Annotated in this window: 15 protein-coding genes; 3 read left to right on the top strand and 12 right to left on the bottom strand. The window is 46.2% G+C overall.

The genetic code is table 11. The features are described from left to right. Positions 1–13 precede the first annotated feature (13 nt). The gene (locus tag PJF56_RS16000) at positions 14–697 is read right to left on the bottom strand and encodes a Crp/Fnr family transcriptional regulator (RefSeq protein ID WP_347179563.1); all 684 of its coding nucleotides are present in this window, start codon (positions 695–697) and stop codon (positions 14–16) included. 405 nt (positions 698–1102) lie between these two features. Here PJF56_RS16000 and rimO point away from each other — a divergent pair, with 405 nt between their 5' ends. The 3 genes from rimO (at position 1103) to PJF56_RS15985 (ending at position 4444) form a co-directional block, all read left to right on the top strand. After that, positions 1103–2425, top strand: a complete 1323-nt coding sequence (gene rimO, locus PJF56_RS15995; RefSeq protein ID WP_283763694.1) for a 30S ribosomal protein S12 methylthiotransferase RimO — start codon at positions 1103–1105, stop codon at positions 2423–2425. 87 nt (positions 2426–2512) lie between these two features. Continuing rightward, a complete protein-coding gene (locus tag PJF56_RS15990; protein WP_283763693.1) occupies positions 2513–3949 on the top strand; it encodes a DEAD/DEAH box helicase in 1437 nt (478 codons plus the stop codon). 48 nt (positions 3950–3997) lie between these two features. After that, positions 3998–4444, top strand: a complete 447-nt coding sequence (locus PJF56_RS15985; protein WP_283763692.1) for a hypothetical protein — start codon at positions 3998–4000, stop codon at positions 4442–4444. A 1-nt stretch (position 4445) separates the two neighbouring features. Here PJF56_RS15985 and PJF56_RS15980 read toward each other — a convergent pair whose 3' ends face one another. From PJF56_RS15980 to PJF56_RS15930, 11 genes are all read right to left on the bottom strand, one after another. After that, positions 4446–4781 carry a DUF4870 domain-containing protein gene (locus PJF56_RS15980; protein ID WP_283763691.1) on the bottom strand — a complete coding sequence of 112 codons (336 nt, stop codon included), beginning with the start codon at positions 4779–4781 and terminating at the stop codon, positions 4446–4448. Positions 4782–4880: 99 nt separating this feature from the next. Further along, positions 4881–5579, bottom strand: a complete 699-nt coding sequence (locus tag PJF56_RS15975) for a calcium-binding protein (protein WP_283763690.1) — start codon at positions 5577–5579, stop codon at positions 4881–4883. Between the two features lie 117 nt (positions 5580–5696). Next, positions 5697–6191 carry a hypothetical protein gene (locus tag PJF56_RS15970; protein WP_283763689.1) on the bottom strand — a complete coding sequence of 165 codons (495 nt, stop codon included), beginning with the start codon at positions 6189–6191 and terminating at the stop codon, positions 5697–5699. A 23-nt stretch (positions 6192–6214) separates the two neighbouring features. Further along, on the bottom strand, positions 6215–7750 hold the full coding sequence (kaiC, locus tag PJF56_RS15965; protein WP_283763688.1) for a circadian clock protein KaiC: 1536 nt from the start codon (positions 7748–7750) through the stop codon (positions 6215–6217). Positions 7751–7807: 57 nt separating this feature from the next. Further along, a complete protein-coding gene (locus PJF56_RS15960; protein WP_283763687.1) occupies positions 7808–8110 on the bottom strand; it encodes a circadian clock KaiB family protein in 303 nt (100 codons plus the stop codon). Beyond that, a complete protein-coding gene (locus PJF56_RS15955; RefSeq protein ID WP_283763686.1) occupies positions 8110–8988 on the bottom strand; it encodes a response regulator in 879 nt (292 codons plus the stop codon). The genes PJF56_RS15960 and PJF56_RS15955 overlap by 1 nt, the downstream gene beginning before the upstream one ends. Positions 8989–9146: 158 nt before the next feature. After that, positions 9147–10292, bottom strand: a complete 1146-nt coding sequence (locus PJF56_RS15950) for a patatin-like phospholipase family protein (protein WP_283763685.1) — start codon at positions 10290–10292, stop codon at positions 9147–9149. Between the two features lie 361 nt (positions 10293–10653). Beyond that, complete coding sequence (locus PJF56_RS15945) at positions 10654–11511, bottom strand: class I SAM-dependent methyltransferase (protein WP_283763684.1); 858 nt, start codon at positions 11509–11511, stop codon at positions 10654–10656. A 117-nt stretch (positions 11512–11628) separates the two neighbouring features. Next, positions 11629–11790 carry a hypothetical protein gene (locus PJF56_RS15940; RefSeq protein ID WP_283763683.1) on the bottom strand — a complete coding sequence of 54 codons (162 nt, stop codon included), beginning with the start codon at positions 11788–11790 and terminating at the stop codon, positions 11629–11631. Positions 11791–12319: 529 nt separating this feature from the next. Then, entirely contained in the window at positions 12320–14305 is a 1986-nt protein-coding gene (locus tag PJF56_RS15935) for a PatA/PatG family cyanobactin maturation protease (RefSeq protein WP_283763682.1), read from the bottom strand. Between the two features lie 186 nt (positions 14306–14491). Continuing rightward, a complete protein-coding gene (locus PJF56_RS15930) occupies positions 14492–15526 on the bottom strand; it encodes a hypothetical protein (RefSeq protein WP_283763681.1) in 1035 nt (344 codons plus the stop codon). Between the last annotated feature and the right edge of the window lie 254 nt (positions 15527–15780).

The raw sequence follows: 15780 nt of genomic DNA, 5'->3' as shown, positions 1-15780 counted from the left end.
GGGAGGATCTAGATTAACCCATTCCCGCTAAATGCTTGAGTTGTTTTTTGTTAATTAAAAACAAGCGATGTTCGTCGAGATCGATCGAGATCCATTTTTTTTCTTGCAACTTTTCCATAATTTTCCGAGTTTCTTCTAAGCCAATATCAGAGACATCCGCTAAATCTTGAAAGCCAACATTGAAAATGACCACTCCTTGTTGAGCATCAATGCCATAGTCTTCGGCTAACCGAACCAGAGTATTAGCCAGTTTAACGGCTGGAGGCTGATTTCGCAGTTGAAAGCGGACATTATTTTGGCGCAGACGGCGAACCATCAATTGCAACATGCGATGATGGAGCTGGGAATCATTAAACAGAGCTTGAATAAAGCGCTGGGCAGAGACGCTCACTAGAGTGACGGGGGAGAGGGCAATGACATCAGTCGATCGCGGAGATTCATCTAAAATCGCCATTTCGCCAAAAAAGTTACCCGGGCCGAGAACGGCGATCGTCATATCATTCTGATCGGACAGACGGCGGACTTTGACCCAACCGGATACAATAAAAAACACCGCATTTCCCCAAGCGTCTTCCATTAACACCGCGCGTTGAGCTGGATATTCATGTTCTTGGGCGATAGACAATAGGCGATCGAGGGTCTCCGGGTTGGCGGTATTGAATAGGGGAAATCGTTCACTAAATTCTTCAGTAGTCAACATGAAAGGTGTTGGCATTAAGCTTAACAGAAGGGGTGAGAGGTAGACCCAGGGGTGGGAAGGACAGGATGGAGTAGACTGCGGATGGGCTGGATTGGGCTAGAGCTGCTCCGAGTCCTAATCGTTCTATCCTACGTTAATTTTATCGGCTGGTGGGCAGTCCGAAGCCATGAAATTGAGGAGAAAGAGCCACCGAGATCGGAGAAAAATGTGTAGGAATGTTGCAAAACTTCAAATTTGCGTTAGGATAATCGTTAAAGTCACCGTGAATTGCCGAGGACTACCTATTGAGTGGATCGAACGGCACGAAAGCGGTGCATTATCAACTGGTTAGAGAGGGCAGCAAAGCGATTTCAGCTTTGTAAAGCTCATCGACATCCTGCGATCCACTGATTGAAGAACTCCATGGGCAATAAGCCAACCATTGCGATCGCCCACTTGGGCTGTGAAAAAAACCGAATCGACACCGAACATATGCTTGGTTTGCTCGTTGAAGCAGGCTACGGCGTTGATTCAAACGAAGAGTTAGCCGATTATGTCATTGTTAACACCTGTAGTTTTATCCAACAGTCTCGACAAGAATCGGTTCAAACCCTCGTCGAACTAGCAGAGGCTGATAAAAAAATCGTGATAACGGGCTGTATGGCCCAGCACTATCAACAAGACCTCCTAGATGCCCTACCGGAAGCGGTAGCGGTGGTAGGAACAGGAGATTATCAGAACATCGTCCAGGTGATGGAACGGGTACAAGAAGGCGATCGCCCGATCGCCGTTTCCAGCAACCCGACCTACATCGCCGATCACCAAACCCCCCGTTATCGGACAACCACAGAGGGGGTTGCTTATCTGAGAATTGCCGAAGGATGCGATTATAAATGCGCGTTTTGCATTATTCCCCACCTGCGTGGAAAGCAGCGATCGCGCCCCATCGAATCCATCGTTGCTGAAGCCCAAAGGTTAGCAGATGAAGGAGTTCAAGAACTCGTCTTGATCTCCCAAATTACCACCAATTATGGAGCTGACCTCTATGGAAAGCCAGAACTGGCTCAATTACTCAGAGCGCTTGGGCAGGTAGATATTCCTTGGATTCGGATGCACTATACCTATCCCACTGGCTTTACCCCAGAGGTAATTGCTGCCATCCAAGAAACCCCAAATATCCTGCCCTATCTCGATTTACCTCTGCAACACTCCCATCCAGATATTCTTCGGGCCATGAATCGCCCTTGGCAAGGTCAGGTCAACGATCGAATCATCGAGAACCTGAAACAAGCGATTCCCAATGGAGTCTTCCGAACAACCTTTATTGTCGGGTTTCCCGGTGAAACCCAAACCCACTTCGATCACTTGTGTGACTTTGTAGAACGTCATCAATTCGATCATGTAGGGGTATTTGCCTTCTCTCCCGAAGAAGAAGCTCCCGCTTCTGGCTTTGAAAACCCGGTTCCGGAACCGGTCAAAGAACAGCGACGCAATCAACTGATGGAGCGACAACAGCCCATTTCCCTAAGCCGAAATCAGGCTGAAATTGGCAAAACTGTCCAGGTGCTGGTGGAAGGAAGTTTCCCAGACACCCAAGATTTAATCGGTCGCTCTGCCCGATTTGCCCCAGAAGTTGATGGTGTGGTGTATATCAGACCTCAAGAAAACTCGGAACCCCTAGGAAAACTCATTTCCGTCAAAATTACAGATGCGGATGCTTATGACCTCTATGGCGATCAAGTTTAGGGTAATACTTTGACGGGTTGCCTTCCCTAGAGCGTTAACTCACGCTGACATCGGACTTAAAATTTCCATTCATACTAAGGAGTATTAATGACTGTTTCATTTCAAGAACTCGGAATTTCTGAAAACCGTGCCGAATATTTAGAAAGCATTGGGTTTGTTGAACCCACAGAAATTCAAATCAAAGCCATTCCCCATTTACTTCAGGATCGAGATGTGGTTGGCCAAGCGCAAACTGGAACCGGTAAAACCGCAACCTTTGCTCTACCCATTTTAGAGCGGCTCAATATGGAGCAGCACAACCCCCAAGCCCTGATTCTGACCCCAACGCGGGAATTAGCTGAACAAGTCCGCAAAGCCATTCGTGATTTAACCGGAGATAAACGGATTCGGGTGAGTGCTATTTATGGTGGTCAGTCCATTGAGCGCCAGATCCAACGGCTCAGAAATGGGGTGCATATTGTGGTGGGAACCCCAGGACGGGTGATCGATCTGCTCGATCGCCAAGAGTTAACCCTTCAAGACCTTTCTTGGGTCGTCTTAGATGAAGCCGACGAAATGCTGAATATGGGCTTTATTCAAGATGTGGAGAAAATCCTATCCCAAGTGCCCACAGAGCGACAAACCGCTTGTTTCTCCGCCACCATGCCCCCTTCAATCCGCTCTTTAGTCGAACGGTTCCTCAAATCTCCCGTTACCGTCACCGTAGAGCGCACCAAAGCAGCTCCGGTTCATATCGAGCAAATTGCTTATATGATTCCGCGCGGATGGACGAAACAACGGGCGCTGCAACCGATTCTGGAAATGGAAAGCCCGGATTCAGCGATTATCTTTGTGCGTACCCGTCGCCAAGCGGCTGAGTTAACCAGTCAACTGCAATCGGCTGGCTATAGCGTGGATGAGTATCATGGAGATTTGAGCCAATCCCAACGGGAGCGCTTAATGTCTCGCTTCCGCCATCGTCAGGTACGCTGGGTGGTGGCGACCGATATTGCAGCGCGAGGGTTGCATGTGGATGACCTCTCCCATGTGATTAACTACGATTTACCCGATAACCTGGAAAATTATGTCCACCGGATTGGTCGGACGGGACGCGCGGGTAAGGATGGCAAGGCGATTTGTTTGGTACAATCCTTTGAGCGCCGTAAACTGAGCCAAATTGAACGCTATGTGCGTCAACGGTTAACGGTGAATCGGATTCCCACTCGCGCTCAGATTGAAGCTTGCCATATTGACCGGCTGCAAGGACAAGTGAGTGATGCGGTGACTGGGGAGAGGATGGCTTCATTCTTGCCTTTAGTAGCGAAGTTGAGTGAAGAGGGCTATGAACCCCATGCGATCGCGGCGGCGGCTTTGCAAATGGCCTATGATAGTACCCGTCCAGCTTGGGCAGAAACGGACTATGATGCCACGGAAGATGATGTGAAATACACCACTCCTAAGCCTAAATTGGCTAAACGCAATAGAAATGCCTCTTCCATGCGGGACAAGCGCAAAGACCGTGTTGGAGCCAGTGAAAAATCCTAAACCTGCGGTTCAATAGTCACAGTATAAACTGGGAGGTCTTGGTTAAAAATGATTGAGAAACTGCCCTGGCCTTCCCTAGCCATTCTACTGATCTCTTATACCAGTTTTGCGGCGGCGCTCCCGCCTCTGAATTGGTCAGAACAACCTCCGTCGTTCTCGGCGGAGGTTCGTCTTTGGATTCTGGCCACCCTCTTAGCCCTGAGTTTTACCGCCTTGCTCACGGCTCCATTGCGGGAACTGAAGGAGGGGATGGTGAAGGGATTTCAAAGCGATGTAGGGTTGTTGTTAGGGGTGGTTACCCTGGGATTTTTCTCAGTGTTAATTTTATCCCGCATTCATGTGTTCTATCGGGGGTTTGTTTTGCTGTGTTCGGGGGCGTTGGCTCGCCTCGACTTACAAACCTTGGGGTTTAATGAGTGGCAAGCCTTTTTTATTTTAGCCATCACCTCTATTTTTGGCTTAATTGTGGGTGGGGTGATGGCCTATTTGAGTTAGCCTAGAGGAGGCGAAAGATAAAGGGATAGCGATAGGAGGTTTCCGGTTGACTGAGGCAATGGGCGATCGCCAAAACCGGTAAGATCACGCTCATCAGTTGCAACAGTGCCAACAGGGGCCAACCAATTAAAACCAGGGTTAATACGCCAAAAATGATTTCGTATAGCCAGACATTAAAGTGGAAATTGAGGGATTCTTTGGCATTCTCCTTGACCACGGGATCGTCAGAGATGACAGAAATGGCGATCGGCACTCCCACCGAAATCCACAATAGACTAAAGAAAATAGAGCCTTGACATAAGGCCGAAAGTAACTTGCGCTTATCTGGATCGTACATTCTCTTCTCCAGTAACAATTTCTATATTTATGGTAATCAATGGTATTGAAAATATTCTATACGGATTACCGTCTGCTGATGGAAAGGCGATCGCTACCCCTAAACCCAAATCGTAAACTGTCCTGGTACAGTCCGGAAATTCGCCGCCGTCAACTCGGTCGAATTAACCCCCTCCACAATCGCCAGAAAATCCCCCGTTTGCATATCCTTAATAATCGTTTGATTGTCCATTCCCGACAAAATTTCCAAATCCTCAAACCGCAAACGATTCGTTAAACCAATAACATCTTCTCCCAACTGGAAATCCGTAAACACATCCGCATCTTCCATGCGAGGGCCTCCCGTGGTGCGAGCATTCGGTGCAGCAGACGCACCAATGACGAAAATATCATTGCCTGCCCCACCCGTTACCGTATCGCTGCCATTATCACCATAGAGAATATCATCCCCAAAATCCCCCCATAATTGGTCATTTCCTTGACCTCCTCGGAGAATATCATTGCCCTGGCCCCCATAGATAATATCTTCATCTCGGTTTCCATTGATCTGATCGTCCCCTCGGTTACCAAAAATGCGATCGTTATTTTGTCCTCCAAAGATCACATCATTCCCTTGTCCCCCAAAAACCACATCATCGCCTCGGTTGCCTGAAATCAGGTCTACCCCTTGGTTACCATAGATTTGATCGTTATCATCGACCCCATAGAGACTATCATTACCCTCCAGGCCTAAAATCAGATCAGAAAAGGGCGTTCCACCCAGAAAATCATTGAAAGGGGTTCCCGTAATTGTTGCCATAGCTCTCTCTCCTCACCACCAAAATAGATCGCCGATCGCACTTGCATAATCGCAAGTCTAGGGGCAATTTGTCCAGAGAAACAAAGAAAGTTTAATCTTTCCCTATTACAAGAGTGCCTATGGCCTATTCCCTAACTTCACACAGTCCAGGAACTCACTCAGGGTTTGATAGACCGATTCATGGGTATATTCATCCTCTGGGTGAGGAGTTTGGCCCGGTCGTTGAAAATAAGGTTTTTCTTGATACAGTTGACCCCAGCGAAAATCCACTTGCTTGACCAATTCATACAGTAACTGTTGATTGTCTAAAATGGAGGTAATCATTTCCTCAAGGGCGCGTAAGGGTTCGTCTAAATGTTGACTGACTTTCGCTTCATCGAGGCTGACCCAGGTTTGTAAAACCGATTGTAAACAACCGGATGAATCAGGTAAGTGATTCACAATAAATCGGTTGATTTCAGTCCTAGATTGGGCGAGTTTAGGAATGGGGGATTCCCCTTTCAAGAAATCTCCCCCCTCTCGAGAGATGAGTTCGGCCAAGGAAAACTCGCGTCCCGCACGAGCCTCCTGTTCAAGCTGACGGTCTTGTTCTGATTGATCGAAAGAAGTCATCGCTATCATCCTCCTGTAAGTGTTTAGCTAAAATCAACACCTTCATCAAATAAACCCGTGAGGCGATCGACCTCACTTTGGGCCATATACATGGGATTTCCGGCTAAAATACCGGTCACATTGCGGAAAGGTTTACCAAGATGCATTCCATCTGCATCAATGGCAAACTCACGGATATCTTTATCATGCATAGAACCCCGCATTTTTAATACTGTGAGTCCGCGCCGCATTTCTCCATACATTTCCACATATCTGAGTAAAATAATCGAATCGGTAATGGTAGAAATATGGGCTTCAGTAATCGATGTTCCGCCAACCAAGGTAGGTGTCGTAGAAGTAAATAATCCTGCTACCTCTTGTTGTTTAATAAAAGAAGTCAATCCAATAATAAATTCCCGAAATCCTTTTAAGTTCGAGACCCGCTCTAGGGCAGAAAGACTATCAACCGCCACACGATTGGGTTGAAAGTCTTCAATGATTTCTTTCATCTGAATCAGATGACTATCTAAACCGGTAGTTTCTGGATAGCGACAGACCACCCTGAGAAGACCTTCTTTCTCCATTTTCTGGAAGTCTACCCCCCATCCGATCGCGTTGCGATAGAGTTGTTCGCGACTCTCTTCAAAGGCAAACAGTAGACAGCGCTCGTTATTTTTAAAGCCACCGACCATAAATTCCGTCACCATTAAGGTTTTACCGGTTCCGGTGGCTCCAGAGACGAGGAGAATTGAATCCCGGAAGAACCCACCTCCACACATGCGATCGAGTTCTAAGCTCCCTGAACTAATACGAATATTAGAAGAGCGTTGTTCGAGTTCGATCGCCGATAGAGGTATAATCGTAATGCCCTGTCTGGGAATGATCGTAAATGGAAATTCCCCATTCTGGTGTTCTGTACCTCGATATTTGAGGATCTCGATGGTGCGGCGACGCTTCTCTTCAGAGAGGACATTGCGTAAAATCACCACATTATCAGCCACAAATTCTTCTACACCATAGCGACTAATTTCCCCATATTCCGACGTGCGCTCGGCCGTCAGAATCGAGGTAACTTCTAACTCTCGCAAGACAGAGGCAATCTTAAACAAGTCATTACGAACTTGGGCATTATCCGTCAAGTGGGAAAAAATTGCTCCCAAAGAGTCCATCGATACTCGTTTGGCATTGTATTTACGGATAGCGAACTCGATCCGGGCTAACAATGCACCGAGATCGTATTCGCCACTGACAATGGGTTTATCTCCGGGTTGGGGAGAAGCATCAACAAAGGCCCATTGACGATTGTCTTCCCAGTGCCGAATTTTCCAACCAAACCCGCGCATATTCTTACGGATGGCTTTTGGGGGTTCTTCAAACGTAATAAAGATCCCGTTTTCGCCCCGTTTAATCCCTTCGGCCAGAAATTGGGTGGCAAATACGGTTTTTGCACTCCCTGCTGTTCCCACTACTAGGGTTGCCCGGTCTTTAGGTAAGCCCCCTTGGGACAGAAAGTCAAATCCGGGAATACCGGTTTCAAGCTTCTCAATTGCCTCTGAGTCTGGATAGTTGTCTACAGTCATCTTCATGTCCGCGAAGCGGAAACAGTGGTTTAATCGTTAAGGATATGGATGAGAATCTCAGGATTCGTTTCTTTCATTGTCTCTCGTCTCTGGAATCAAATCTAGTCCCAACAGTAGTGTGTCAGCATTGGATAGATCTCCGATAATCCTCTGAATGGGTTGGGGGAGTTGCTTAATCAGGGTGGGAGTGACGAGGATTCTTTCCGTTTCTGCCAGTTCGGGTTCTTCTAAAACGTCAATTATTTTCAGTTCATATTGGTCTTCAAGTTGGGTATTGCAAATTTCTATCAGATTGGCGATCGCTCGTTGGGATTTAGGCGTATTCCCGGTAATATAGAGCTTGAGTAAATAGTGGTGCATTATGGTTTGAAGTTTTGGTAGTTTTTAGTGACGTTGAGTTTACTTAAGCCAATAAAGTATTTACGATAGTAAGAGGCTAAGTAACCCATTAATTCTAAAACCATTAATCGCCCTTCAGAGACATACGCTTGAGCTTTGACGGGGTTGCTGTTTTGGGTCTTTTCTTTCAAAACTTGAGTATGAATGTCAACCACATCTCTAGGGGAAGCTTTGAGGAACCCTAGCTGTTCTCCCATGTTTCGCAGTTGTTCAGAAATGTTATAGTCAACTTTATAAATCCTTTGTTCCATCGACAAGTCCATTAACTCTGCATATTGTTGCACAATTTCTTGAAAAATTTCCGGTGATGATTCTCGTAATAAGGATAATCCAAACAGTTTGGCAGTGATCTGGGTTTTGACCGTATCAGCGATATGTCTGAGACTCAGAATTTCTTGTTCTTGTAGCCGTTTTAATTGATTTTGCTGTAAAACTTGCAGTTGGCGTTTTTGCTCGATCGCCAACCGTAGGGAGTAGACTAACAGCTTGCTATCGATTTGGTCTTTGACTAGATATCCCTGTGCCCCTACCTGTAGACATTGAACCCGCAGGGTTTCATCTCTGCTTTCTGTAAATACCACAATGGCAAGGTGGGGAAACCGTTCCTGACAGTTCTGTAAGGTTTCCATAGCTTGACTATCTGGGGAATTGAGGGAGATTAACAGGACATCAAAGTGTTTTTCTGAGAGTTGGGCGATCGCCGCTTCTAGGCGATCGCAATAGTCAACTTGAAACTCTAGATCCCGTGTAACTGAACTGGGAGCCTGATTTAAGAATCGATCAACTTGAGTATAATCTTCAATATTTTTAGTAACCAATAGAACATAAAAACAGATCATGGCTTAACCTTCCATACCCAAAATCGAGGGTTGGATAAGATCGAGTGATTTATTTAATGTATAATTTTGTTTTGTCAAATTTTCCTCCCTGGATGCTTTGAGTCTCCTGTTAATGTAAACTTTTTTTAAAATTACACTCACGCGAACTTGACATCCAGCTAATTCGCCTGAATGTAGGGTGAATGGGAATTGATAAATTCCTTAATAGCTTCTCGAACTGGCACTCCTGGCTGACCATAGTAAACTTCGCCACAATCAAGATAACATTCAGCCGCCTCAATCAGTTCCGGGCAAGCTTCCGGATTATCAATCTCTTCACTGATTTCTTTATACTTATTCTTATTTTTGTAAATATATTCATTATAGGGTTGATCGAGTAGGGGACGCAAACGGCCCGGTTGTTTCTCTCCTTCAAAGCGATGATTCAGATCGAAATCTAACCGAAGAACATCTCCCCCCACACTATCAAGAATTTGTTCGCAGATTACTTCTGAGTTTTGCGCCCCAGGATTTAGGAACATATCAGGTAAATGTTTAGCCCAACCTAGCAATCCCCAGTTTTTCACCTCTTCATAGCTATAGGGACAAGTGGTATCACCCGTGCCAATGGAGAGAACTGCAATATCTTTTAACTTTAAGTTATTCTTTTTCTCGATCAACAAAGCATGGGCGATCGCCATTAAACCTGGATTATTAGCGGAAACACCTCCATCAATATGGGGTAAATTCTCTTCTTCATTATAGGGCAGTTCGTAAGGCGGAAAAAATGTAGGTGCTGAAGCTGAGGCGGTGCAGATTTTCCAAAGATCGATATTATCATACCAAGCCCCATCATCCACAGGATTATTGGCAAACCAGGTGGTATTGCGGGAATACACATCATAAGCTGGAATCAGAATATAGGGTTTATCAATCTGGCTAATGGTCGGAGAACCAAACTTTGGATGGATCAATGTTTTCTGCAAGACTTTAGTCAATCCCTGCTCTCCCGTTTCATGGGGATATAACACATGACTGCCGATCGCCTCACTGACTTTACGCCATTTCCGTTGTTGGCGAACCGAGTCTAGGAAGATATTTTCTCCCTCGTTGAGGTAAACATCAATCATTTCTTGAGCTTTCATCTGACAAGCAATGGCAGCCGTAATAATTGAACCGGTGGATGTCCCGGTGATTAAGTCGAAATATTGATGTAGTTCTTGTTTATGTTTTTCTCGGATAACAGTCTCGACTTCTTGCAGCAGTCTTGCAGATAAGACTCCTCGGATGCCACCGCCGTCTAAACTAAGGATTTTGAAAGTCATAGGAGTTGCTTTTGGGAATTATACTGAATTCAAATAACAATGATACCTGATTGTAGGGGCAAAAACAATTCGCCCCTAAAAATTGCTTAGACCAAACCACAGGCAGCCCAGCACATGGCTCTGGACACACCTGAAAAGATCTGACACCCGCAATCAAGGGGTTCTATAAATTGCGCGGGGTCGTTTGAATTTGGGTCAGAGCCACGCACGAACCGATATTGCTGTTTCAGCTCACCTTTACTGTCTTTAACCGACACTAATATTAAGTCAGGTTCTCGGATTTCACTCCGGTTTACGGGTTGGGATTGATGGGGGGATTTCATGGTTTACTCCTGAGATAAATTCAACCTTGATTTTAGATTCAGTGGCGTTGCAGTAATACAAAACTGGACATTTCTCGCCAAATTGCCCAGACTTCTGGGGTTTGGAATTGAACCAGCAGCGATGGGGGCAAAATTTCTCGCTGCAAGCGCTCTCCCTCTTCAAGAAGCGATCGCCATTCCACAGCTCTCCAACCATATGGCTCAAAGAACTCCGTACCTGCTTCTGGTGCAAATTGCAACATCGCTTGGCTCGAATGAACAGCATGATTGATACTCTTCTGGAAATAGCGCAACGCATGGGGCGAAGCGAGATCGGTGAGCCACCACTGAAAGGGAGACTGGGCATAGAGATCGGTTGCCAGTGCTGCTACTTGCTCTGTTGTCAGATAAATCAGTAGTCCTTCTGTCAGTACCAGTACCTGTTTCGCTATCTTGCCCATAGCTTGCAAGACGATCTGCCGGGTAGCCGTATCAGTCACATCCAGAGGCATGAATTCTAGAACACACCTGGGTTCTAGACCAGCGAGTTTTTCAGTTTTGTAGTCTAGGATAGTTGGTAAATCCCATTCGCTCCAACGCAGAGAACTGGGCAAAGGCAGTCGATAAGGCCTCGTATCTAGCCCTGCTCCCAGACTGATGACTGTATCAATATTTTCTTCTTGGATAGTCCGCAGAATCAACTCATCCATCACAGCAGTACGGACAGCGCACCCTGATGCTCCTGTTGCTCCCCCTGGCATGGCTTCGATAAGTTTTTGACCTCGATCGCCTGCTAAAATTTCGGCATAGGGGTCTTGGAATAGGGCATCTGGCCGATCGCCTTCCAAAGCGCGATAGGTAGCCGTTAAGAACGCGGTATCGGCGATCGATTCAACCGGTAAAGAAGTCAGAGTCATAAGTTTCGCAAGTGATGGCGCTGTGGGAGAAAAGTACAGGGGTTATTGAGTCAACAACCCCTGTACAAGCGATCGAATGACCGTTGATTAGCAATTCAGGCTAAGAAGGCTGCAAAGCTAGATCAGAGAGGTCAGAAAGGGAGCCGCAATGGGAGCAACTGTCTTGGCAACGTCAAGAACGTCATCAAAAATACCGCTCGCTTCAACGCCATTTTGGCCAGAAATAGGAGCCGGATTCAGACTGCGCTCAACGGGAGCAACTTGTTTCGGAGTTTTCATGATTTTTCCTCGTAATTTCTTGATGGTTTACAGATAGTTGGGTTATTGCCGATCGCCTCTAGCGACAAACGCGGGACGTGACCGGCAATCATCGGAACTTTCATCGATATATCTCCTGTTTAAGTGAGTGGGAAATAGAGTCCTAATAGGCAGCCATGCACATGCTTCTCGCTAAACCAGGTAGCTTATAACAGTGCCGAATATCAGAGCTGTGGATCGCCCCATCATTCAACAAAGAAGACGGGAGATTCAGATTACGAACAACGGGTTGAGATTGTTTGGGTAAATTCTTCATGTTTTGAGTAAAAACTAGGGAGTGAATGACGGATGGTTTGAGTCAGAAATCGACCAACTCGGCAGGGAAATCATGGAGATAGGTTTCATATCTCTGACATCCACAGTCAAGGGAAGTAGGGTTTGCGCCTGCCACTGAGGTTCAGGATCGAAAAACTTCAGACTCCGAATTACAGGTTGCGATTGTTTCGGCAGATTTTTCATCTCAAAGGAAATGAGTGATCGCTCGGCTCAGTTAAGAAATCGACCAACTCCGCATCTCGCCAATGGTGACGGGCATGGTATCGCTTACATCCACGGTGAATCGAAAGACCTTTTTCGCTCGGCGATCGTTTTCTGGATCGAAAAACTTTAGTTTCACATCCCAACAATCTGAATCCATACGACAGAAAGGACTTTTTTCCGTTTCAATGGCATCAAGTTGCATCCCTCTCCCAGTCGCCTCAGTTAAAGCTTGGGCTGCTTGGAATGCATTCGTGGCGGCGAAATTCAGCGCCCGTTCTTCGGAAGTTTGACCCAGATTGCGAAATTCATAGTACATGCGCTGGAGAAATTCCTTCAGAGAATCTCGTGTTGCATCTTCCTGTTGGGCAGCCTGGGCCTGGGTTACGCCAGCCCTTGCTGCTTCAACTGCCAGGTTCACCAATTGGTTGGTATTCCACTCATACATGCCCCGAATTTCTGGCACAATGACCGGAACGACTTGCCCAGAGAAGAGTCTCACTGTCTTGCCTGTTAATACTCCTGGAACCGAAATCCTAGAGACATATTCGCGATCGTCTTCAGGCTTAATTTGCCCCTTGAGAGCGGAAATCAGTTGCAGATAAACCAAATCAGTGTATGCATTTACAGGTTCGATCGCATAAATTGGGGTCAGTTCTAGGTTTAATGTCCAAATGAGGGATTGGGATTCATAGGGGTTTTGTTCCAGGTAGTCCACCATTTGGCTCACCACAAATGGATTCGGTGGGAAGGGTGGATTCCCTTCCACATACGGCATCAGTTGCTTAAAGCTATCTCGACGAGCCTCAGTGCCAAAGTCGTAGCTGACTGTACCCGTTACATACACGATAGATTTTGCACCACCACCACTACAGCCACAGGTCTGTGAAGGGGCTACAGTGCTGGCAGTGACGGACGGCGTTGCCAGTTGTGTAGGGATTACGGTCATTGTCGGTTCACGATTCTCTAAAGGATGGATCGTTTCTGACACCGATGCAGAGGGCGTGACTTCTGCAACTGGCTCTAGATTTGGCTCCGTCGCGTCACTTCCTTGAATCATGGGTTGTGCTAAATTTTCCTCAGACAATTTCGGGGTTCCTCCTTGGGTAATTAGGGCATAAGCTTGGGCAATATCGAGACTTCCAGCCAAGAAGCGACGACAATCAGAAACGGCTTCTGGCGGGCAAGGTATAGCACTCTGGAGAATGGCATCGCGGACGGCTTGGGGGTCGGGAGTTTGGCCCCGTTGGAGTTGCACGCTCAAGAGCAGGGCCACGATTCCAGATACAATGGGCGTGGCAAAGCTCGTGCCGCTTTTGCTCGCAGTCTCTCCCCCCGGTTGGGCCCCCAAGATGTTTTCACCAGGAGCTAAGATACCTTGGGTAAAATAAGTTTCTCCCCAATTGCTGAAATCGAAGGGCAGGCCTTGGTTGTTCATCGCACCGACGGCCAGAACTCCGGGTAAGGCGGCGGGGACATGGAGACAGGAACATCCATCATTTCCCGCCGCCGCTACAATCAGAACCCCGTTGTCTTGGCAGGATTGCACGGCTTTTGCCAGTATGGGATCGGCTTCATGGGCTTGAGCCAGTTGACCGCCGCTAATGTTGATGACATGAGCGCCTTGTTGAACGGCTTGATTGATTTGCCGGGCTAAGTCAAGTTGGGACAGGGAATGGGGAGGGCGATCGGAAAATACGGGCAAAATGAGACCGCGACAACGAGGAGCAATGCCGGAGATGGGGCTACCGGGCTGACCAAAGATCAGGCTGGTAATATGGGTTCCATGACCGGACATGAGGCCGGTGCTGGCGGTTTCTTCATGGGTGTTGGTTTCTAGGTTTGCACCGTCAAAACAGGGATGAGAGAGGTCTACGGGGCCGTCAAGAATGGCGACACAGATTTGAGGGTTGCCTTGGGTTTCAGACCATAACTGTTGAAGTCCAGGTAATGCTGAAATTTCGGTAATGTTTGTCTCGTTTGTCTGTGTAGCTGCCATGCTTGAACCTCTTGATTGTGCGATCGCTCGCCTGATTGTCTTCCACTTTTGGGGTTGTCTTCTGCCTACTTAACGTTGGGTTGGACGTGATTTGGAATTTTGCGAGTTTGGATCTGGTGCGATTATTTAGAGATAAAAAAAAGGGAGCGATCGCCCCTTTTCTCCTGAGTAAATTCAGCCAGATCCCTATTTTTGCCGAATGCAATGCTCAAATGCTGTTCGTCGATCTTCTACTTCAATTAATGGAGACAATTCCCCCACATTCATCGCAGACACTTCCCGATCGTTAAAATAAGTTTGCATCCACGGCTGATCCACGATAATATTCAGGTATTTCTTGAAATTTCCTCGTAATTTCTCCGAGAGCATTCCTTCATGGGCTATCTCAGCAATATGTACATAAATATTCCTGAAATCAAGTCCATTGCTGCTCCCATTTTTCGCCCCCACCAAAACATCAACATAACTGCCATAGTCTGTAGAAATCCCCTTTGAGGTTGACTTTGCTTTAGAAACAATATGGATTTCCTTGTTCGTTTGGCTCAGTTTTGCCACGACTTTTGCATTAGCGGGTGGGATGATATCATTAGCATTATTGGCGTTTTTTGATACTGGATCTAAGAGGACAACGCGCTTAAGTTTATCGGTTAATACATCACTGGACAATTCAAGGTTATTAAGGTCAGATGTGCTATTCACATCATTCTGGGACAAGGATTGAAGAGTCAAGCCACAACCTCGACTATGAGCCAACATCAATACAGAATCATAATCTTTACCTGAGTTGTTCAAGAAATTGGTGATTAAGTCTTTTGAGCTTCGTGAAAACTGATTAAATACTGTAACAGTCATTCCCCTGGCATCTGAATTTTCAGTATAATTATATTGACTCCAATTAGCATCTTCAATAAATTTAGCTATACTGTCTAAGCTTGGATCGGAGTATTTACCTGTTAAAGAAGATTTTAATGCTCTCGAAATACCTTTAGGTTTTGCTGTTAGCCAGGCTCCATTCAATTCTCCTAATGGACTATGTTGGTTCGCACGAAAACTGACACTCGGCTCTACTGTAAGCAAATTGATTTGTAAAACATCTACATGGTTAGAGTCCAGTTCCTCATGTGAGAATAGTCCGGAAGAGTTGAGTTGAGAGTCATTAGACGGAAAAACAACAGTATTTTCTGTGGTTCCACCAAAAACGATCAGAAGATTGTTAGCCATGATTATTCTCTAGATTAATTGTGTGATTGTTAGTAATTAGAGCAGCAAAAATTTGTTACTTTCGCTTCTCTGCTCTTAAAACGATTTCCAAATTTAATTTCTGAGTTTTTGCACTTACAGCGTTTTTCGATGTTATGAGGTACAGTAATCGAAATGTTCCTTGAGAGTGTTGTCCCATGAAAAGCCTGAAGAATGGGCACTCTAGCGTAAAAAATGGTTTTCCCATTACCCATTACCCATTACCCATTACCGCG

The sequence above is a fragment of the Roseofilum halophilum BLCC-M91 genome (assembly GCF_030068445.1).
GTDB lineage: Bacteria > Cyanobacteriota > Cyanobacteriia > Cyanobacteriales > Desertifilaceae > Roseofilum > Roseofilum halophilum.
The sequence above is the reverse complement of the archived record's forward strand: the minus strand, read 5'-3'. Positions and strand labels throughout refer to the sequence as shown.

What these genes read in the sequence shown, in the direction of transcription:
- PJF56_RS15935 (WP_283763682.1), bottom strand. Translation starts at nt 14,305, where the DNA reads ATGGCAGCTACACAGACAAACGAGACAAACATTACCGAAATTTCAGCA.
- PJF56_RS15990 (WP_283763693.1), top strand. Translation starts at nt 2,513, where the DNA reads ATGACTGTTTCATTTCAAGAACTCGGAATTTCTGAAAACCGTGCCGAA.
- PJF56_RS15980 (WP_283763691.1), bottom strand. Translation starts at nt 4,781, where the DNA reads ATGTACGATCCAGATAAGCGCAAGTTACTTTCGGCCTTATGTCAAGGC.
- PJF56_RS15960 (WP_283763687.1), bottom strand. Translation starts at nt 8,110, where the DNA reads ATGCACCACTATTTACTCAAGCTCTATATTACCGGGAATACGCCTAAA.
- PJF56_RS15940 (WP_283763683.1), bottom strand. Translation starts at nt 11,790, where the DNA reads ATGAAAACTCCGAAACAAGTTGCTCCCGTTGAGCGCAGTCTGAATCCG.
- PJF56_RS15975 (WP_283763690.1), bottom strand. Translation starts at nt 5,579, where the DNA reads ATGGCAACAATTACGGGAACCCCTTTCAATGATTTTCTGGGTGGAACG.
- kaiC (WP_283763688.1), bottom strand. Translation starts at nt 7,750, where the DNA reads ATGACTGTAGACAACTATCCAGACTCAGAGGCAATTGAGAAGCTTGAA.
- PJF56_RS15985 (WP_283763692.1), top strand. Translation starts at nt 3,998, where the DNA reads ATGATTGAGAAACTGCCCTGGCCTTCCCTAGCCATTCTACTGATCTCT.
- PJF56_RS15955 (WP_283763686.1), bottom strand. Translation starts at nt 8,988, where the DNA reads ATGATCTGTTTTTATGTTCTATTGGTTACTAAAAATATTGAAGATTAT.
- PJF56_RS15970 (WP_283763689.1), bottom strand. Translation starts at nt 6,191, where the DNA reads ATGACTTCTTTCGATCAATCAGAACAAGACCGTCAGCTTGAACAGGAG.
- rimO (WP_283763694.1), top strand. Translation starts at nt 1,103, where the DNA reads ATGGGCAATAAGCCAACCATTGCGATCGCCCACTTGGGCTGTGAAAAA.
- PJF56_RS15945 (WP_283763684.1), bottom strand. Translation starts at nt 11,511, where the DNA reads ATGACTCTGACTTCTTTACCGGTTGAATCGATCGCCGATACCGCGTTC.
- PJF56_RS15930 (WP_283763681.1), bottom strand. Translation starts at nt 15,526, where the DNA reads ATGGCTAACAATCTTCTGATCGTTTTTGGTGGAACCACAGAAAATACT.
- PJF56_RS15950 (WP_283763685.1), bottom strand. Translation starts at nt 10,292, where the DNA reads ATGACTTTCAAAATCCTTAGTTTAGACGGCGGTGGCATCCGAGGAGTC.